Annotated in this window: 20 protein-coding genes; 18 read left to right on the top strand and 2 right to left on the bottom strand. The window is 57.5% G+C overall.

The window, feature by feature from the left end; all coding sequences use genetic code 11:
• Positions 1-40 precede the first annotated feature (40 nt).
• Together IB266_RS06220 and IB266_RS06215 are read left to right on the top strand one after the other, a co-directional pair.
• Positions 41-1,732 (top strand): thiamine pyrophosphate-binding protein, encoded by a 1,692-nt coding sequence (locus IB266_RS06220; protein WP_192260582.1) that lies wholly within the window; start codon positions 41-43, stop codon positions 1,730-1,732.
• A 222-nt stretch (positions 1,733-1,954) separates the two neighbouring features.
• Positions 1,955-2,527, top strand: a complete 573-nt coding sequence (locus IB266_RS06215; RefSeq protein ID WP_192260581.1) for an NADAR family protein — start codon at positions 1,955-1,957, stop codon at positions 2,525-2,527.
• A 343-nt stretch (positions 2,528-2,870) separates the two neighbouring features.
• On the opposite strand, the gene IB266_RS06210 is transcribed toward IB266_RS06215, so the two are convergent.
• Positions 2,871-3,785 (bottom strand): LysR family transcriptional regulator, encoded by a 915-nt coding sequence (locus tag IB266_RS06210; RefSeq protein WP_081015451.1) that lies wholly within the window; start codon positions 3,783-3,785, stop codon positions 2,871-2,873.
• Positions 3,786-3,942: 157 nt separating this feature from the next.
• Between IB266_RS06210 and IB266_RS06205 the strand changes: the two genes are divergently transcribed.
• The 11 genes from IB266_RS06205 to IB266_RS06155 all read left to right on the top strand — a co-directional run bounded on the left by IB266_RS06205 (position 3,943) and on the right by IB266_RS06155 (position 14,080).
• A complete protein-coding gene (locus IB266_RS06205; RefSeq protein WP_192260580.1) occupies positions 3,943-4,788 on the top strand; it encodes a transporter substrate-binding domain-containing protein in 846 nt (281 codons plus the stop codon).
• 90 nt (positions 4,789-4,878) lie between these two features.
• On the top strand, positions 4,879-5,178 hold the full coding sequence (locus IB266_RS06200) for a (2Fe-2S)-binding protein (protein WP_192260579.1): 300 nt from the start codon (positions 4,879-4,881) through the stop codon (positions 5,176-5,178).
• Entirely contained in the window at positions 5,178-6,710 is a 1,533-nt protein-coding gene (locus IB266_RS06195; protein WP_192260578.1) for an FAD/NAD(P)-binding oxidoreductase, read from the top strand. Before IB266_RS06200 ends, IB266_RS06195 begins: the two co-directional genes overlap by 1 nt.
• Complete coding sequence (locus IB266_RS06190) at positions 6,703-7,869, top strand: NAD(P)/FAD-dependent oxidoreductase (protein WP_192260577.1); 1,167 nt, start codon at positions 6,703-6,705, stop codon at positions 7,867-7,869. Before IB266_RS06195 ends, IB266_RS06190 begins: the two co-directional genes overlap by 8 nt.
• Positions 7,866-8,579 (top strand): ABC transporter permease, encoded by a 714-nt coding sequence (locus tag IB266_RS06185; protein WP_192260576.1) that lies wholly within the window; start codon positions 7,866-7,868, stop codon positions 8,577-8,579. The genes IB266_RS06190 and IB266_RS06185 overlap by 4 nt, the downstream gene beginning before the upstream one ends.
• Positions 8,579-9,274 carry an ABC transporter permease gene (locus IB266_RS06180; protein WP_192260575.1) on the top strand — a complete coding sequence of 232 codons (696 nt, stop codon included), beginning with the start codon at positions 8,579-8,581 and terminating at the stop codon, positions 9,272-9,274. The genes IB266_RS06185 and IB266_RS06180 overlap by 1 nt, the downstream gene beginning before the upstream one ends.
• A 29-nt stretch (positions 9,275-9,303) precedes the next feature.
• Complete coding sequence (locus IB266_RS06175; RefSeq protein ID WP_192260574.1) at positions 9,304-10,110, top strand: ABC transporter ATP-binding protein; 807 nt, start codon at positions 9,304-9,306, stop codon at positions 10,108-10,110.
• Positions 10,111-10,341: 231 nt separating this feature from the next.
• Positions 10,342-11,142: an AraC family transcriptional regulator gene (locus tag IB266_RS06170; protein ID WP_192260573.1), complete on the top strand. Its 801-nt coding sequence runs from the start codon at positions 10,342-10,344 to the stop codon at positions 11,140-11,142.
• Positions 11,143-11,199: 57 nt separating this feature from the next.
• Positions 11,200-12,624, top strand: coding sequence for an NAD(P)/FAD-dependent oxidoreductase (locus IB266_RS06165; protein WP_192260572.1), 1,425 nt, complete (start codon positions 11,200-11,202; stop codon positions 12,622-12,624).
• Entirely contained in the window at positions 12,621-12,962 is a 342-nt protein-coding gene (locus IB266_RS06160) for a cupin domain-containing protein (RefSeq protein WP_047738985.1), read from the top strand. The genes IB266_RS06165 and IB266_RS06160 overlap by 4 nt, the downstream gene beginning before the upstream one ends.
• Positions 12,963-13,006: 44 nt before the next feature.
• Positions 13,007-14,080: a polyamine ABC transporter substrate-binding protein gene (locus IB266_RS06155; protein WP_192260571.1), complete on the top strand. Its 1,074-nt coding sequence runs from the start codon at positions 13,007-13,009 to the stop codon at positions 14,078-14,080.
• A gap of 234 nt (positions 14,081-14,314) precedes the next feature.
• Here the strand turns inward: IB266_RS06155 and IB266_RS06150 are convergent, their stop codons facing one another.
• Positions 14,315-15,280, bottom strand: coding sequence for an AraC family transcriptional regulator (locus IB266_RS06150; protein ID WP_192260570.1), 966 nt, complete (start codon positions 15,278-15,280; stop codon positions 14,315-14,317).
• Positions 15,281-15,468: 188 nt separating this feature from the next.
• Between IB266_RS06150 and IB266_RS06145 the strand changes: the two genes are divergently transcribed.
• The 5 genes from IB266_RS06145 (at position 15,469) to IB266_RS06125 (ending at position 19,722) form a co-directional block, all read left to right on the top strand.
• A complete protein-coding gene (locus tag IB266_RS06145) occupies positions 15,469-16,653 on the top strand; it encodes an aldo/keto reductase (RefSeq protein WP_192260569.1) in 1,185 nt (394 codons plus the stop codon).
• 247 nt (positions 16,654-16,900) lie between these two features.
• On the top strand, positions 16,901-17,602 hold the full coding sequence (locus IB266_RS06140; protein WP_192260568.1) for a hypothetical protein: 702 nt from the start codon (positions 16,901-16,903) through the stop codon (positions 17,600-17,602).
• 177 nt (positions 17,603-17,779) lie between these two features.
• Positions 17,780-18,508, top strand: a complete 729-nt coding sequence (locus tag IB266_RS06135; protein ID WP_192260567.1) for an SDR family NAD(P)-dependent oxidoreductase — start codon at positions 17,780-17,782, stop codon at positions 18,506-18,508.
• Positions 18,509-18,523: 15 nt separating this feature from the next.
• Entirely contained in the window at positions 18,524-19,357 is an 834-nt protein-coding gene (locus IB266_RS06130; RefSeq protein WP_192260566.1) for a CmcJ/NvfI family oxidoreductase, read from the top strand.
• 182 nt (positions 19,358-19,539) lie between these two features.
• Positions 19,540-19,722, top strand: coding sequence for a hypothetical protein (locus tag IB266_RS06125; protein WP_192260565.1), 183 nt, complete (start codon positions 19,540-19,542; stop codon positions 19,720-19,722).
• Position 19,723 lies beyond the last annotated feature (1 nt).

Below are 19,723 nucleotides of genomic sequence, written 5' to 3'. Positions count from 1 at the left end.
GGGGTAAAGTATTTCTTCCAACTGAGTGAGGTTTCGCCCCATGCCTTCAACTCCCTGTGTCTCGTCCAGCATCCGTGGGCAACGCGGCGCGGACCTGCTCGTAGAAGTACTGCGCAGCGAAGGCGTTGGCCATGTCTTCGGCAACCCGGGAACAACGGAGCTGCCGTTGCTCGATGCGCTCTCGGGCGTCTGCGACATTCACTACGTGCTCGGCCTCCAGGAGGCCTCCGTCGTGGCGATGGCCGACGGTTATGCCCAGGCATCCGGCCGCCCCGGTTTCGTCAACCTCCATACAGCAGGAGGCCTTGGCAATGCGATGGGCGCCATCCTGAACGCGAAGATGGCGAACACGCCGCTGGTGATCACCGCGGGCCAACAGGATACCCGCCATGGCGTGACCGACCCGTTGCTTCATGGTGATCTGGTCAGCCTGGCCCGACCGACCGTCAAATGGGCGGAAGAAATCCACCATCCCGAACATATCCCGATGCTGCTGCGTCGCGCTCTTCAGGACTGCCGCACGGGGCCGACCGGCCCGGTTTTCCTTTCGCTGCCGATCAACGTGATGGAGCAGCACACCGATGCCGATGCTGGCCAGCCGTCGCGAATCGAACGAGGTGCGGTGACCGCGGCGATTGACCCGTTGGCTGACGCCTTATCGACGGTTACCCCCGGCCGCCTGGCGATTATCGTCGGGGAGGAGGTCTTCCAGTCGAATGCCCAAGTGGAAGCGGTGAGACTCGCCGAAGCACTCGGCGCGCCGGTCTTCGGGCCATCCTGGCCCGGGCATATCCCCTTCCCCACCGCTCATCCTCAATGGCGTGGAGCCTTGTCGCCCAAAGCTGCCGATATCCGCGAAACGCTCGCTGACTTCGATGCGGTCTTGCTTCTCGGCGGCCATTCGCTGATCAGTTACCAATACTCGCAAGGCCCGGCGATTCCCCCTCATTGCCGTCTCATTCAATTGACCGGCGATGGCCACCAACTGGGCAGAGTGCATGGAACGGCACTGGGATTGATAGGCGACATCAAGCTGTCCTTGCAGTTGTTGCTGCCGTTATTGGATCAGGCACTGGCCCCACACAGCCAGGCAATCGCGACGCTGCGAAATGTCGCTGCGCACGAGCGCAGTACCCGCCGAATCGAAGTGGCCGAGCGCGCGAAGCGCGAATTCAATACGCCCGTGACCACGCCTTTCGTTGCGGCCCATGAAGCTGTCCGGGCAATCGGCCCTGATGTGTGGATTGTCGATGAAGCGCCGGTCACCATCGCTCATGTACGTGCGTGCCTGGATTCTCATTCGGCCCGCCAGTACCTGTTTACGCGGAGCGCCATCCTCGGCTGGGGCATGCCGGCGGCTGTCGGAACATCCCTTGGCCTGGACCGCACCCCGGTGGTCTGCCTGGTCGGCGATGGCTCGGCGATGTATTCACCCCAAGCGCTTTGGACAGCGGCACACGAGCGTTTGCCCGTCACCTTTGTGGTCATGAACAATGGCGAATACAACATCCTGAAAAACTACGCGCGTAACCAGGCGCACTACCGAAGTGCCGGTACGAACCAGTTCATCGGCATGGACATCCGGGACCCGGCCATCGACTTCCAGGCCCTCGCCTCCTCCCTGGGGGTTGCTTCTCGCAGGGTCGAGCGCGCCAGGGATATTGCTGAAGCGGTCGAGGATGGCATTCGCTCAGGCCGCCCCAACCTCATTGAATTACCGATCATGGCTTGAAGCTAGCGGGCCTTTCGAATACTGAGTTGCACTGGCTGATGTGGCCCAAAGCATCGGTAAGCAAGCCAAAGTTCGCAAAGTGTTTGGCATCGGTTGATCTTGATTAGATTGAAGAGATGCAATTACTCCCCAATCTGTGGACGTTCGATCTACCAAGCTTCGTGGTTGCCTCGGTCAGCACAATAGCTGTAGCTTCGATCTTCAGTTAGCGAGGATATGTAATTGAACGACTCTGAACATCTGAAACAACTGTGCGCCCGTTTCAACTCTGGAGAGTGTCTGAGCTTCACGTTTTTCTGGGGGCACCAGCGCAGTAAAACTGTCGTCACGGCTTCGTGCTTCAGCCAATGGTTCGAAGCCGGGTTCATTGTCGAGGGGCAGCATTACCCGACAGCCGAACACTTCATGATGGCCGAGAAAGCGGCCTTGTTCGACGATCAGGAAATTCGTGCGCAGGTGCTCCACGCTCCGACTCCAAATGCCGCCAAAGCACTTGGCCGCAACGTGCGCGGATTCAATGATAAGGTTTGGCTGCAACACCGATACGACATCGTCGTTCGAGCGAACCAGGCCAAGTTCTCTCAGAATCCGCAGTTGAACGAATATCTTCTACAAACCGGTTCGCGGGTTATTGTCGAAGCCAGCCCGGTTGATAACATCTGGGGAATAGGGCTCGCACAGGACAGCGCGGATGCGAACAATCCGAATCTGTGGAAAGGCTTGAATCTGCTGGGATTTGCGCTGATGCAGGTGCGGGACGGGACGGGACTGGTATGCCAGCCCCAAGGTGAGTGATGGCCAGAAAAATAGTTGGTCCATCAGGTGACGTTGGCGCTCGATAGCAGCCCAGTGCGTTCAGGTGGTGCACCGCGACAGCGGCCAGCTCCCAAGCAGTGTCCTCACCTTCGAGGGTGATCGCCTCTTCCGCGCCAAAGCATTCAGCGCCCGAGAGAATCTGCAGTTACTTGAGCGGCAGTGCTTTTTCACGAAGCGCATTAGGCACCATGGGGTTGTTCCAGGCCCACATCCAACTATCTGCGTCGAAGTCAGTGAAGGCTTTGGACCAAACCGTACGCCTCGGGCTTTGGCAGCCTCCGGCCAGGAGCGGACAGTGGCCATGCATCCAGGTGAGCCATGCTCACTCTGCTGCTACGACGGTCAACATCTTCATCGAGCGCTGGGCTGCTTCATGGAGCGCTTGCTCCAACCTCAGTACTGCGGCGCTGCGAGGTTGATTTGCGGGATGCTCAAGATAGTAATTCCCTGGTCCGGGAGTCACGGGAATGAGCGGGCATATCTCTAACCCAAGCGAATCCGCTAAAGGCAGACAAACTGGAACGGGACCAATAGCGAGTCCTAGTCCTTGGCTCACCATCATGAAGGCTAGAGGGGTCGTATCTACGGGCTCCAACTTCAGACTGTGAGCACGCATTGGGCCAAAATTGTGATTGAGCAGCCCCATCCATCCCATTGAATGCGGCACCATTTCCAGCAGCCGATATTTCAGCAGGGCTTCCAGTGATGTCAGCCCAGGCACGTCGGCTTTGCGGCACATGGCTACGTAGGAAAGTCCCATCAGACGGCCAGGATGACGCACTAAATCAGGATCCTCACCGAATTTTATCGCTAGATCAGGTTCCATGTTCCGTTGTTGCGCACCTTCCATCCAGAGTTCGACCCGAATACCGGGGTTACCCTGCTCAAAGTCCGCAAGCACTTGAGGAAGCCAGCTCATCGACATCAGATGGCTGGCCTGCAACGACACACGTTGAATACGTTGAGGGGAAAAGAGCGCCGCCGCCTTGCTTTCCATTGCACTGATGGAGAGTTGTACGGTGGGAAGAAAATCCCTGCCTTCTGGTGTGAGCAGAATTCGGTTCGCCGAGCGCTCGAACAAAGGACGGCCAAGACTGGCCTCTAATGACTGAACCTGCTGGCTTACCGCAGCCCCCGTCATGCTCAACTCTTGCCCGGCCTTCGAGAAGCTTTGATGTCTAGCAGCGGCCTCAAAGACACGAAGCCAATTCAGTGAAGGAATAAGTGATCTGCTCATCACTCAAGCATAAGTTCAGCTTTCGCTCAGGTCAACTAGATGACGTCTGTAGCACCTCCTGATCCGTGGGTATAGTGAATCCACAACGACTAGTAATTGATTTAAATCCTTTCGCTATCTGCCCTTTTAATAACCTGAATAAAGCAGGGAGATGGAAATGTTGAAAAACCGTGCGTGGCTCGCTTTGGCGCTAATGCCAATGTTTGTAGGTATAGCCAGTGCTCAGGCTTTGCCAAGCGAAATCAAAGTTGCAACAGAGGGCGCCTACCCTCCTTGGAATTATACGAATGCCGATGGCTCGCTGACCGGTTACGAGATCGAGCTGACCCACGTGTTATGCGAACGAATGAAGGTCAAGTGCACCATCGTCAGCCAAGAATGGAACGGAATTATTCCTGGCCTGACAGTTGGTAAATATGACGCGATCATCGCTTCGATGGGCGTTACTGCCGAACGCAAAAAGGTCATCGCGTTTTCTAAATCGTACGCCAAAGCACCTAATGGCTTTCTCACGACCTCAGACAATGAGCTGAAAGGCCTGGCAGATGCGGGTAATAGCTACGATCTGACTGACTCGCCAGCCAGCGCACAAGCTGCGATTGATGCGCTAAAAGCCAAATTCAAAGGCAAGGTAATCGGTGTCCAGACCGGGTCGACTGCGTCGAATTTTGTACGAGAGTATTTCAAAGGTTTGGACATTCGTGATTACCCAACATTTGAACAACTCGCGTTGGATTTGGCTAATGGCCGTCTGGATATCGGCGTAGCGAACGTCACGACCTTTAAGCCCGTCATAGAGGTGAACAAAGGCGTATTGGTTTCTACCGGGCCGACCTTCGCTGGCGGCGTCTTGGGCCAAGGGACGACCAACATAGCGCTGCGACAAGGCGACGAAGCCCTTCGTCAGGCATTTGATGCCGCCATCACCGCAGTCAACAGCGACGGCACCAACAAAGCGCTGACTGAGAAATGGTTCGGCACGGACATCTCGACAAAAGACTGATCCAGAAAACCTCTCTCGGCAAACGGGAGAGGTTTTCAGCCGCTTGCCCATCAAACGCAATTTCACAATTTCATCCTGGCAGGTACAGGCATGTTTATCCCCGTGGGTGCCGTCGAGGCAACAATCACCATTTATTTTAATGACCAGGCGATCACCGCTCGCACAGGCGAAACGCTTGCGGCGTGTTTGTTGAGGGCTGAGATATCGGCATTTCGCACCACCCCTGTCACAGGTTCAGCTCGACTGCCCTATTGCATGATCGGTCACTGTTTCGACTGTCTGGTCGAGGTCAACGGCATTGGCAACCGGCAGGCCTGTCTCCAGATCGTTGAAGACGGCATGAGAGTCACCACCCAACAAGGTGTGGCATCAATTGAGTGGGGGGTGTGATGCCTGATTTATCGCAAGAGTCTCGTGCTCCAGCAGCAGACAACCCTCGTGCTCTAGATGCGGATGTCATTGTTATCGGCTCAGGTCCAGCGGGAATGTCCGCTGCAATCGGAGTCGCTAAAGCTGGCCTGAAGGTCATTGTGCTCGACATGCAGCCAACGCCTGGAGGGCAGATTTTTCGCGCTCTCGAATCCAATCTTCTCGCCCGCCCATCGACTGACAAGCTGCTGAATGCCTTGGGTCCGACCTATCTCGCAGGACAAGCGTTGATAGAGGAGTTCCGCTCCGTAGCTGCCATCGATTACCGTCCCGAAACAACGGTGTGGGAGCTTCGCGCGGAGGCAACTGTAGGATGGCTACGCGGTAACTCTGCCGGGTATCTGCGGGCGCGACAAGTAGTCGTAGCCAATGGCGCCATGGAACGCCCGATGCCGTTTCCAGGTTGGACCTTGCCAGGCGTAATGACAGCAGGCGCCGTACAAACATTGCTCAAGGCTGGGCGGTTACAGCCAGATGGCCGAGTGGTATTGGTCGGAACTGGCCCACTCATTTTGCTGTTGGCCGAGCAACTGCGCAGGCTTGGCGTCAGACCTAGTTTGATTGGTCGTACCGACACGATACGCGACAAGCTCGCTGCGGTTGGCTCGATCAAACTCAGTGCCATGGCTCCTCTCACCAAAGGGTTTGTATGGCTCTCTCGCCTCAAGCTCGCTGGTATCACCATGCGCACAGGGGTATCTGATCTCACGGCCTACGGACGTGACAAAGTTGAATCGGTCAGCCTGTCTGTCGCCGGGCGCACTATTGAACTGCCTTGTGATCTTTTGGTGGTACACGACGGCATCGTACCCGCGATCGACGTTGCCCACTGCGCTGGGCTGGCGATGGAATGGCTACACGATGACACGAGCTGGAAACCTAAAACGACTGAAGATGGTCGAGCAGAGTTAGCTGCGGGCCCTTCGCTGACGGAACGTCCCTGTGCCATCTGGATTTCCGGTGATGCTCGACGCATTGGCGGAGCCGACGCGGCAATCGCCCATGGACGACAGGTTGCTGCCTGCATCGTGGCCGAGCTTCTTGGAGTAAGCCTAAGAAGTGAGCTGGTTAAAGGAGCTTCTCACGTTGCTCGGACACTCTCCGCTCGCCCATTCATTGATAAAGCCTTTCCTCGCGGTATCGCCGCGCAACTTCCTGAAGACTCCACGATAGTCTGCCGCTGTGAAGAGTTGACCGCCGGTGATATTCGGTCAGCGATTCATAACGGTGCTACTGACATGAACCATCTGCGGGGCATCATGCGTTGTGGGATGGGGCCATGCCAGGGACGTAGTTGCGCAGTGACCGTCGCCCGCCTCCTGGCTGAAGATTCCGGTACTGCCTCCCCAAGCCCTTTCAGGGCTCGTCCCCCTCTGCGCCCTCTGCCCCTTGTCGCACTGGCAAATCTCACAGGTCTGGATCCCGATCTAGCGCAAATCGTCTCCTTGGAAGATAAGCCTGTCGACGGAGTTGAGGTGCACGCCCATGAATAAGCGAACAGATGACGTTTTGATCATCGGTGGTGGACTGCAAGGGTGCTCAATTGGTTTGTTCCTTGCCCGGTCGGGTTGGAAAGTGACCCTCATAGATAAGGGCTTACCGGGTCGCCATGCTTCAGGTGTCAACGCGGGCGGACTTCGCCTTTTGATGAGAGATGTTCGGGAATACCCGCTTTCCATTCGTGCCATGGAGATGTGGAAGGATCTCGGAAGCATCGTTGGGCATGAGCAAGCACTAGCCTGCGAGGTGCAACTCGGCTCTTCCCAGATTGCTCTTGCGCTCGACGATGCGGAGATGAAATGGGTGCGTGACCGGCATCAAAAAATGATGCGTCGGGGCTACACCAGCGAAGAGTTCATAGACGCTCATGAACTGCATCAGATGCTTCCTGGCTTAGCCGACTCCGCATTGGGCGGTCTCATTTCCCGGGGTGATGGTCATGCCAATCCTGCCAGCGCTTCACAGGCGTTCCGGCGAGCGGCGGAAACAGCCGGGGTGGTGATCCATGAGAGATGTGCAGTCAAGGCGCTCGATCAATATTCCAGTGGGCGCTGGGCGGCGCGAACCGAACGAGGACTCATTGAGGCCAATTGGGTTATCAACTGCGCAGGGGCTTGGGGTTCGCAAGTTGCGGCGTCATTGGGGGACGAGCTTCCCATGAGGGTGTTGGCGCTCAGCATGATGGTGACTGCTCGGGTAAAGCCATTTATCGAACCCGTGGTGATAGGCATTGATCGACCACTGTCATTCAAGCAAAGCGCGGTGGGGTCATTGGTCATCGGTGGCGGCATATCTGGCAAGCCCTGCCTGGACGACGGGACGTCCTTCACCGTCATGGATCGCATGGCATCCAGCGCCGCCGCGACGCTTGAGGCCTTTCCTGTATTGGCAGGTGTGCCTGTGCTTCGCACCTGGACAGGGCTCGAAGGAGCAACGCCGGACGGCGTCCCCTACATAGGGCCGAGTGCCACGCACAAAGGGCTATGGCACGTGTTTGGTTTCTGCGGGCACGGTTTCCAATTAGCACCGGCTGTAGGTGAAACCGTAGCTCATTCGTTGATCCGCGGTTCAGTCCACCCGCTGATCGAACCTTTCAGCACGACACGATTTACCTCTTCTCCCTCTGCGCAACTACAAGGCCAAAAACAATGACGCTGAGTATTTTTGAATTGATTGGGTTCGGCCCCCATGGGTGGGGTTTGCCATTACTGACTGCCGCTAGCATCACCCTAGCGGCTGCTGTTAGCGGATTCGCCCTCGGCAGTTTGCTAGGGGTCATCGGTGCTGCATTGAAACTTTCGAGAAACAGGATTCTGCGTGCTGCGGGTACGTTTTATACGACAGTTTTTCGCGGCATCCCGGAGATCCTCATCGTTTACCTCTTTTATTTTGGCGGCAGCGTAGCGTTCACCAAAGTCATGAACATGAGTGGGTTCCCTGGCTTTTTCTCCCTACCGGCATTTGCCATCGGCGTATTGGCGGTGGGAATAGTATCCGGCGCTTATCAGACCGAAGCTTATCGTGCAGGTTTTCTTCGACTTGATCGCGGACAGATCGAAGCGGGGTTGTCGTGTGGTATGTCCGACTTCTTGCTGCTGCGCCGAATCATCGCCCCTCAAGCTTTGCGTTTCGCATTGCCTGCATTGGGGAACGTCTGGCAGTCGGTATTGAAGGAGACCGCCCTGCTATCCGTAATTGGTCTGACCGAGTTACTTCGCCAATCAATTACTGCTGCTGGGTCAACACGTGAACCGTTGCTGTTTTACGGCGTGGCAGCTGCGATGTTCTTCATCATTGGCCGTTTAACTGGATCACTGCTGAGCCGCACGGAAAAACGTCTTGCCAGACCGTGGAGTCGTTGATGATGGATTGGAATTTTCTAACGGATGTATTTCAGCAGTTACTGACAGGCTTACCGCTGACTCTTCAGCTTTCGGCAATGGCGCTTGCAGTGGGCTTTGCGTTGTCGATCCTGGTGGCGGCTGCGGCAGGGAGCAGCTTTCGGCTGTTTCGGTGGATAGGCAATGCCCACATCGAACTATTCCGAGGAACCCCGTTGTTAGTGCAGATCTTTTTGATCTATTACGGGTTAGGTCAGATTCCTGGTTTGCGTCAGTCGTTTCTCTGGCCTTTTTTGCGTGAACCCTATTGGTGTGCGGTTTTGGCGCTGGCGCTCAACACTTCGGCATATACAGCAGAGATCATCCGTGGGGCATTGCAGGCTGTTCCCCTTGGAGAGATCGAAGCTGGCCGGTCCTGTGGGATGTCCGGGCTGTTGCTGCGGCGCAGGGTCATATGGCCAATCGCGGTTCGCCAAGGGCTTGCGGTTTACGGCAGTGAGGTGATTCTCATGCTCAAGGCCACATCGCTCGCGAGCATCATCACTCTGACAGAGGTGACCGGGATTGCTTACAAGCTGATCTCCTCCTCCTACCGCGTCATGGAAGTGTTCGCCGTCACGGGAGCGCTCTATCTGACGCTGACCTTCCTCATCAGTCTGGCGTTTTCGGTCATCGAGAGCCGGCTCAATAAACATCTTGCCTATCGCCGCAATTAACCCTGCCGAGCGCTGGGAAGGAGCATTTAATGTCTGTTGCTGTTAACGAGTCATCGGCTCGCGCCACTGCTATCGCGACTCAGGGGCTGCGTAAAAGTTATGGTGAAATCGAAGTGTTGAAAGGTATCGATTTTACTGCTCGCGAAGGCGAAGTGGTTTCGATTCTTGGAGCCTCTGGATCGGGTAAGTCGACGTTCCTGCGCTGCCTTAATTTGCTGGAGCTTCCCTCCGCAGGATCACTTGATGTTTTTGGAGAGCGCGTAAGGCTGAAACAAGGCGCTTCGGACGCCCATATTGCTGACCGCAAACAAGTGGACCGTTTAAGAACCCAGGTCGCCATGGTCTTCCAGAACTTCTGCTTGTGGAGTCATATGACCGTTCTGGAAAATCTGATGGAAGCCCCTGTTCATGTCCAAGGACGAAAAAAGGCTGAGGTCCGTGACGAAGCGCTGTCGATTCTGGAGCGCGTTGGCCTGACACATCGAGCCGATGCATACCCAGCACAGCTATCGGGTGGGCAGCAGCAACGAGCGGCCATTGCACGCGCTCTGGTGATGAAGCCTCGCGTGCTGCTGTTCGATGAACCGACGTCAGCTTTGGACCCGGAACTGGTGGGTGAGGTGCTCAAGGTCATGCGCGATCTCGCGACTGAAGGTCGAACAATGTTGATCGTCACGCACGAGATGGCTTTTGCCCGCGATGTTTCTAATCGGATTCTGTTCCTTGACCAAGGGCGCATCGAAGCCCAAGGGCAGCCCCAGCAACTTTTTGCAGGAGGGGTCAGTGAACGGTTCGATCAGTTTGTTCGCCGCTTCAACGAAAGCGCAGCTCATTGATTAAGTAGATGACGTATTCGTGCCAGGCAGTCGCCCAGCGAGACTGCCTGGTGTGCGGGGGGCGTGAGGGAAACATGACAAAAATCACCACACGATCCGCTCACCATAACGAGTAACGTTCGGAAAGTAGATATACCGTTGGCGAGCTCAGGTATGAGGCCACTGTATTTGTTCGGTGAGCCACTGCAGGGCTAGACTGGCGCCAGCCCCAGTCGTCACGCCGGTCAGCCAATGCCTCTCTTTCCGCCAGATACCGCCGAACAGACAACGTTGACCCTCGAAGTGGTGCTGCGTTACCACATGGCGTGGAAACGCCGCGACTTGGAGGCGATTCTCGCGATGTATCACCCGCAAGTGCAGTACAACGATTTCTTCCAGAACCGCAGCATGGGCCTGACCGAGTTGCGCGCTTACATCACCAGCACGTTGCCGCGTCATCCCGATGAGTATCTTGAACACAACGACCGCATCCGTGCAGATGGCTGTACCGCATTCATCCAGTACCAGACAGCGCTGAAAGGCAGTGGCGAGCGGGTGGTTTTTCGCACCAGTGAAGCCATCACGGTATGTGATGGCCTGATCCTTCGTATAAACGAATATGCCTCACTGGTGCGCGACAGCGAGCCCCAGACTGGGCGCCACGCGCCCGCCATCAGTAAACTGGGGCTCTCGGCGCGTCAGCTGACGTTCATGGCGCGAGACTTGGCCGACTATTTTACGCGCCAGCAGCCCTTCCTCGACCCGGATCTGGACCTTGCACGGATTGCCAGCGCCACCGGGTACAGTCGCAATCAGCTGTCTTACCTGCTGAATCAAGTGCTGGGACAAAGCTTCTATCGCTACGTGACCCAAGCACGGTTGGCCTACCTGCTTGAGCGCCTGATCCATCACGGTGAAAACGCGCCCATCGATGCCCTTGCGGCGAGTGCCGGATTCAATTCCACCTCGGCGTTCTACAAGGCCTTCCGTAGTCATACCGGCAGCACACCCAAGGCGTGGTTGAAAGCCAATTGCGCGCGTACCCGCAGATAACACAGCACCCGTCGCAGCGCATTAATCTCTGTCGGCAATCAACCGATGGAGCATGGGATGTCTGGCTGGGGTGGTGTGAGTTTGTGGATGGAGCAACTCGGCGAGGCGCTGATGCCGCGCCCGGCGTTGTATCAGGATCTGCAAGCAGACGTTGTGATTATCGGCGCCGGTTACAGTGGCCTCTGGGCGGCCTATTACCTTAAACAGCAAGCACCGCACCTGAACATCGTCATCGTTGAAGCACAGATTGCCGGCTTCGGCGCCTCCGGCCGCAATGGCGGCTGGTTGATGGGCAACCTGCTGGGCGAAGACCGACTCCTGGGCCCTTTACCTGCCGCGCAACGCCACGCGGGCTACCAACTGCTGCATGCAATCCCCGACGAGGTAGCGCGGGTGTGCCACCTCGAAGGCATCGATTGCGAGCTGCGCAAAGGTGGCGTGCTGTACTGCGCGGCGCGTTATCCCGAGCAAGAACGGCGCCTGCGCGAACAGCTCGATGCTGTCCGTGCGCAAGGCCTGGGTGAAGACGACTACCGCTGGTTGAGCCCTCAGGCTTTGCGTGAACAGTTAAATGTGGCCCAGGCGTACGGCGCCCTGTACTCACCTCACTGCGCGACCATCCAGCCTGCACGGTTGGTACGGGGCCTGGCCGAAGCCGTCGAACGGATGGGTGTACGCATTTACGAGCAAAGCCCGGTGCTCGACTGGAAGCCAGGCCAGGTCCGAACCGAGCACGGTCGGGTGAGCGCCGATTGGGTGGTGCCGGCGGTCGAAGGTTATGCCAGCACCCTGCCCCCGTTGAACAAACATCAACTGGCCGCGCAAAGCCTGATCGTCGCGACAGAGCCGCTGCCGGCCGATGTATGGGCCGAAATCGGCCTGACCCGTGGCCAGGCTTTCAGCGAAAACAGCCGACAAGTCACCTACGGTCAGCGCAGCCGAGACGATCGCCTGGTGTTTGGCGCCCGCGGTGGGTATCGCTTTGGCGGTCGCCTGCGCAGTGACTTCAACCTCACTCAGGCCGAACGAGCATTGCGGCAACACCTGTTTAGTGAACTCTTTCCGATCTTGCGCAATGTGCGCCTGACCCATGCCTGGGGCGGCAATCTGGGGGTTGCCCGGTCCTTTCACCCGCACATGCTCGCCGACCGTCGCCAGCGGATCGCGCTGGCGGGTGGCTACGGGGGTGAAGGTGTAGGCGCCAGCAATCTGGGCGGCCGAACCGTGGCGGCGTTGATTCTTGGCCAGGACAACGAACTGACTCGCCAGCCCTGGGTGCTGGATGATCGACCCCTGGCCTCGTTGCCACGATGGGAGCCCGAGCCTCTGCGCTGGCTGGGTTACAACGCCATTATCCAGAGCTTCGTTCACGAGGATCAGGTATTGGCCAACCGCCATGCGCCACGCTGGCGTCGCCGGATGGCTGAAGGCCTGGCCGGTTGCATGGAACGTCTGATGAAGTCCAAGGAGCCGTTTGCATGAAGATCGATCATTTTCGCGACACCGCCCGTTTGCCGCTCGGTGAGCCTGGCGCTGTTGGTGTACCGCTGGGCGAGCCGCTTTCACAGGTTGCCACGGCATGCGTCGAACGCGACGACGGCGTCGAGGCCGGCGTGTGGGAATGCACCCCCGGCCGCTGGCGGCGCCAGATCGTGCAACAGGAGTTCTGCCATTTCATTCAGGGGCGTTGCACCTTCACCCCGGACGGTGGCGAGACCCTACATATCCAGGCCGGCGACGCGTTGATGTTCCCTGCGAACACGACGGGAATCTGGGATGTACAAGAAACCGTTCGCAAGAGCTACGTGCTGATTTTCTGAACTGCCTTCATCCATAACGCCTAGAACAAAGGTTGAGGTCTCGCATGTTGAAGTCGATCGTTCCGTTACTGTTGATCGCGTCTACCGCTCAGGCAGCAGACACCGTCAGGATCTACAACTGGAGCAGCTACATCGCTCCAGATACCCTGCAAAACTTTACCACCCAGACCGGGCACCAGACTCAATATGACCTGTACGACAGCAACGAGGTGCTCGACGCCAAACTGATGGCCGGCCATTCAGGGTATGACGTGGTGTTTCCGTCCAACCACTTCATGGCCCGGCAGATCACGGCCGGCGCACTCAAACCGCTGGACCGCAGCAAACTCCCGAACTGGCACAACCTCAACCCGACGCTGATGAAGGTTCTGGAGGCCAATGATCCCGGCAACCGCTACGGTTTCCCCTACCTGTGGGGCAGCACCGGCATCGGCTATAACGTGGCCAAGGTCAAGGCGGTCCTGGGCGATGTACCGATAGACTCGTGGGACATCGTGTTCAAGCCGGAAAACATGAAGAAACTCGCCCGATGCGGCGTGGCGATGCTCGACAATGGTCCCGAGATCCTTCCCATCGCCTTGAACTACCTTGGCCTGCCGCATCACAGCAAGGACAAGGCCGACTACGAGAAGGCGCAGGCCCTGCTACTCAAGGTGCGCCCCTATGTGAGTTACTTCCACAACTCCAAGTACACCAGTGACCTTGCGACGGGTGACGTGTGTCTGGTCGTAGGATTTTCCGGCGATGTGATGCAGGCCGCAGCGCGCGCCAATGAGGCCGGAAACGGCCAGCAGATTGCTTACGCCATACCCAAGGAAGGCTCACCGATGTGGTTCGACATGGTCGCCATGCCCGCCGATGCGCCGAATGAAGGCGCCGGCTACGAATTTCTCAACTACCTGCTGGACCCCAAGGTAATGGCTGGCATCAGCAATCATGTGCACTATGCCAACGGCAACACCGCCGCCGAGGGGCTGGTCGACAAGGCCATCCTCAACGACCCGATGGTGTACCCGCCTGACAGCGTGATGAAAAAACTCTTTGTGCTGGAGGCAATGCCATTAGAGAACGACCGGCTGCGCACGCGGGTCTGGAGCCGGATTAAAAGCGGGCAATGAAACCTGTCGCCGATGAAGCAGGCACCCGGATCATCGGCGACATATCCTAGTCATTTGCCCCTGAAGCCAACCTGATCGGCTCCTCACGACGGCGGACACGCCGATGTCCGCCCATCGAGTTCAAGGAACGCCATAAAGATTCTCAGAATTAGAACGCAGTTGCGCGATGGTCACTCAGTACCCGATCAACCTGTAAGACAAAGGGCCCGGAGGGCAGTCACCTCCAGGCTCCTTTCATTTTTCCCGTGCGCGCTTGATGTCTCTCGAGGGAGGGGCTCCGAAACGCCGGGCATATTCGCGGCTGAATTGGGCGACGCTTTCATAGCCTACTCGCAACGCGGCGGTGTTCACGTCTATGTGCTCGGTCAACATAAGGCTGCGCGCGGCTTGCAGCCGTAGCGATTTTTGATACTGAATGGGGCTCGTGCCTGTCAGCTTGCGAAAGCGGTGATGCAGCGTGGAGCTGGCCATGCCGGATCGTTCGGCGAGGTCGGCCACCTGCAACGGTTTATCGTAGTGATATTTCAGCCATTCAACGGCTCTCACGATGCCGCTATCCCGGTAACCATCGCGAGTGACGCTGCGCAACAAATGCCCCGCTTCACTGAGCAGCAGCCTGCCGTATATCTCCCGCTTGATAAGGCCTGACATCAAGCCTGCTTCAAGTGGCCGTTCGATCAGCGTGGCCAGTCGAACGAACGCATCGAGCATCTCGCTCGTCGCCACACCGGATACGAAGCCCCGCGCCTCAGCAGCCATTTCCTGCTTTGGCGGCTCGAGGGTCAGGATCACCTCATTGAGCATGGAAAAATCGAGCTTCAACACAACGGATAAATAGGGGGTTTGCTCGTTAGCCGCGGTCACGCGAGCCAGTGTGGGGATATCGACCGATGTGACGAAAAACGTCCCTTGCCCGAACTCACAGGCTTGCTCGCCGAACGAAATCTCCTTCGCGCCCTGCAGGATAATGGCCACGCAAGGTTCATAGATGCAGTACGTGGGCGTACCTAGCTCGGCCACTCGATAAAAGCTCAAGCCTGGAATCGACGTCGTGCAAACCTCGTTCAAGCCAATTTGCAGGGTGACTTTTTCGATAAGCCGTTTGAGCGCCTGGGAGCGTTCGGTGGGCTGCACGGGGTCGCGCAAGGTCAGGGAATGCACACGGCTGAAACCGAACTGCGAGAAGGAACCGCTCGTCATCACATGCCCCCCAATTTACGGAATGTTCGAGTCTGCTGAGAGTGCGTGTCCAGCACAAGAGCATCGGCAGGATTGTGCAAAAGATATGGCGAATTAGGGTCACTCGGCCAACCCTCGTTGCTCTAACTTCTAGTCCGTGAACCGGCTTCGATGATCCCGTGAAACCTTGGTCGCGAAAGGAAAGTTGGATGGACAGACGAGATTTTCTTACTTATTCGGCAGTGGGTACTGTTGCAGCCGCTTTGCTGCCAGCATCGGGTGTCGCAAGTTCGCTGGCTCCTGCCCCGGTGCCCTCTTCGCTGACGGAGCCAGGAAGCGTGATGCGTACCGAAGGACGGATCGTGCGCGCAGACCTGCCCGTCAATTTACCCTCGCATGCAATGCGATACATGACGCCTCAACGCTTTGGTATGGGTGGGACGCAGATCGGCAATATCTTTGCGCCGATCAGCGACGAGCAGGCGAGCTCGGTTCTGCAGGCTGCTTGGGAGGCAGGTGTAAGGCTTTACGACACCTCGCCGTTCTACGGGTTTGGCCTGAGTGAATATCGTCTAGGCCGCTTCCTGCGCGGCAAGAATCCAGACGACTATGTGGTGTCCACCAAGGTCGGTCGCGTATTGACGGCCGCTGGTGGCCAGCGCGCGGACCATGCTATCTGGAAGTCGCCGGCGCCCTTCAACTACCGATATGACTACACCGCGGCAGGCGCGCGTCGTTCCGTGGAAGACAGCCTGCAGCGGCTGGGGCTGCCGCGTATCGATATCGTCTTTATCCATGACATCTCGCCAGATAACACCGAACTGGAAGGTGGTTGGGAAGCGGCGTATCGAATTGCGCGCTCAGGGGCGATGGTCGAGCTTGAAAAGATGCGTGATGAGGGTCTCATCAAGGCATGGGGCTTCGGAGTCAATACGCCAAATGCCGTGGTTCAGGCAGTAGCCGGTTATGACCCGACTCCCGACATCGTGTTGCTGGCCTGCCAGTATTCCCTCCTTGACCACAGCGAGGCGTTGCGCAACACCTTTCCGGCGTTGAGCAGCAAAGGCACCAGCGCTGTGGTTGGAACACCACTGAACGATGGATTTCTGGGAGGGCGCAGCCGCTATAACTTCAGCCCGGATCTGCCTACCGGAGCGGTGGAAAAGCGCGCGCGAATCATGGCGGTTGCCAGAAAACATGGCATCGACATTCATACTGCCGCCCTGCAGTTCGCGGCAGCACATCCGCAAGTGTCTGCGATCATTCCAGGTGCCCGCTCGCCGGGACAGATAGTTTCCAATGTGCAAGCAATGAAGGTCGGTATCCCAGCAGCCTTTTGGGAGGAGCTGAAGAGCCAGGGTTTGATCGATGCTCAGGCACCGGTTCCTTCCTGATCAGGGCCTGCGCCCGTGCTACCTGCTGATGTGACGCTATCGTCGCTAGCCTCATTCAACCCGAGGCGGGTTTAAAACGCCTCCTCTTGGTTGCAGCAGCGAAGCACTAGAACTTTACCGAAGCGAGCTTGAACGTCTAATCGCGGCAACCACTTGTATCCATAACGTTGAGAATTCAAGGACCTTATTCTTCAGCAAATAAACTGTGCACGCGTTCAAATAAGAACGCTAGCCTAAGGTCGTAATAATGAACAGACGAACGTCACTCCTGATTTTCGGCGGCCTACTTGCATTCTCCAGCAGTGGTCACTTACTCGCGGACACACTTGCCCTTAGCGTTCCGTTGCCTGATCCACTCCCACAGCTAAAAGTGCTGACATTCCTTGTAGGCTTACACCTGCTTGGTATGTGCTTCGGTCTCGGCGGGGCGACGATGCTAGATCTCTGGATCTTGCGCTGGATGCGCAAGGGTAGCCTCCCCGTTGAAATCGGACGCACTTTTCACTTCATCAGCGGCGCAGTCACTCTCGGACTATGCCTCCTGTGGCTCTCAGGCCTTGGTTTCCTTGCCCTTTACGCGATGGAGTCGCCGGAAAAGTTTGAAAACCCTAAACTTTGGGCGAAGGTCATTGTGGTGAGCGTCCTGACCATCAATGGAATAATCATCCACGCGTTTGTGTTGCCAGAGGTACTACGCGACATGAGTCGGCCGCTGCTCTTTGGAGTCTCCCGCAGGAGAGCTACCTTGTTTCTCGCATCCGGTGCAGTTTCGGGGGTGTCTTGGTACACAGCTTTCGCCTTCGGCATTTTTCGAGAGTTAAACAACAGCGTCACATTCACCCTGCTGGTCATCATGTGGCTTACGCTGATAGCAGCCGCCTCTCTCGCCGCAATTCTTCTTTATACCTTCTCGAGGTCGTTGTTAGAAGTTAGAGCTGACTGGAAATAGCACCTGCGGCGACCGAGCAAACGGTGGGGATGCTGGTACGCCGTTGGTTGCAACGTTGTTGCGTAAAGCGCCCTAGCGCGATTGCTATCGAGCATAACCTTAGCTGTCGAAATTCTTATTCCTCGTGCTCGGCGACGGTTAGATTGCTAGCTACGTATCTCTTGGAGGGTGTTGCGAATGGCTGACTCAGTGGTGTGGGTTGCCGGGGTCGGCGCGGTCGCGGGATTGGGCGCAGCATTGGCGCGACGATTCGCCCGCGAGGGTTACCGCGTGGTGGTTAGCGGCAGGAGCCTGGACAAGTTGCAGGCAGTGGTCGCGGATATCGAAGCAACCGGGGGCAAAGCGGATGCAGTTGTGGCCGACTCAGGAATCGAGACCCAGGTGCTCGAGGCGATTACGCGGGTGAATCAGCTCGGCACGCTCAAAGCGGCAATTTTCAATGTGGGCAATTCGGTATCCGCACCGTCGCTTGAGTTGAGCGCAGAACTGTTCGAGCAAACCTGGCGCGCATCCACCCTGGGTGGGTTTCTGTTCGCTCGCGAGGCGACCCGGGCGCTGCTCGCCAATGGCGGCGGCAGCCTTCTGTTTACCGGCGCGACCGCATCGTGGCGGGGCAAACCGCCGTATACCGCATTCGCAGCTGGCAAGGCGGGACTGCGTTCGGTGGCGCAGTCCTTTGCCCGTGAATTCGGCCCGAAGAACGTGCACGTCGCCCATGTGGTCATCGACGGCTCCATTGATGGCGAGCGAATCAAGAGCCGTGCGCCGGATTACCTTGCCAAGCTGGGTGAAGACGGTTCATTGAAACTCGACGATATCGCCGACGCTTATTGGTACCTGCATACCCAACCGCGCAGCGCCTGGACCCAGGAATTGGACCTGAGGCCATTCAAGGAACCGTTCTGACCTGGAGGTGTTTTTATGGGAACCGATCAGACTCAACTCGCCCCCGTCTCCGTGCGCAGCGTGCTGAATTACCTGCAGGACACCGGAGGGCGTCCAGTGAACTACACCTACCCACCGCCCGACGGCGTGGCCCAACGCAGCGGCGTGTTGGACCCGACTCAGGTGACCATCCACAACGCACGGTTACTCGACGAGCCGGCGAATCTCAACCGCCAGGGTTTCGAAAAAGTCGATCACACCAGCGCCGTTGCGAACCTTGAAGACGACGAACAAGCGCGCCTGTATTACTACCCGGAAACCGAAGCCCTGCTCAAACAGCAGACCGGTGCCGTGAAGGTGGTGATCTTCGACCATACGATCCGCGTCGATGACCCCGGCCGGGAAGCCCGTGGCCTGCGTGAACCGGTGCGCTACGTACACAACGACCAGACCGAGCGCTCGGCTATCCGCCGCGTCCGCGACCACCTGCCGGCAGAGGAAGCCGAACAGCGCCTGCTCAAGCGCTTTGCGATCATCAACGTCTGGCGCCCCATCGGTGCGCCAGTGCTGAGCACGCCCCTTGCCTTGTGCGATGCGCGCAGCATGGCCGATAGCGATCTGCTGCCCAGCGACCTGGTGTACCGCGACAAGGTCGGCGAGACGTTTTCGGTCAAGGCCAACCCGGCCCACCGCTGGTATTACTATTCGCAGTTACGGCCCGATGAAGTCTTGCTGCTGAAAATCCATGATTCGCGCCAGGATGTGGCCCGGCTGAGCGCCCACACCGCCTTTGATGACCCGACGACGCCAGAGGATGCGCCGCCGCGCCGCAGTATCGAATTACGCGCACTGGTGTTCTTCGACACGTAAATCAAGGCTTCACCCAGCAACGGATCGCAGGCTTGGCTACCGACCAAGCCTGCGATCCGTGCTGGGTGAACAAAATGATTACGCAAGCCGCTGATCGCCACGACGCGATCCCCGCCGAAATGCGCCTGGAAGGCTCGATTCGCACCGTCAGCGATGAACGACGCGAAGACGTGTGACAGCCCATGGCCCGCACCGCACCGCACATTACCGAAGCTTCGGGGGCCACCGCCAAAATGGGCTACCTGCCGGGAAATTTCAGCGCCGGCGACAACAACACTGTCAGTGAAGTCAATTTCAGGTCGCCCGGCGCGGTTATATCCATAGCAATAAAGGATATTGGTATATACCAGATCACTCCCTTATAAA

Source organism: Pseudomonas sp. Pdm06, assembly GCF_014851795.1.
Lineage (GTDB): Bacteria > Pseudomonadota > Gammaproteobacteria > Pseudomonadales > Pseudomonadaceae > Aquipseudomonas > Aquipseudomonas fluorescens_AA.
Note: the sequence above shows the minus strand (reverse complement) of the source record. Positions and strands in the feature narration are given on the sequence as shown.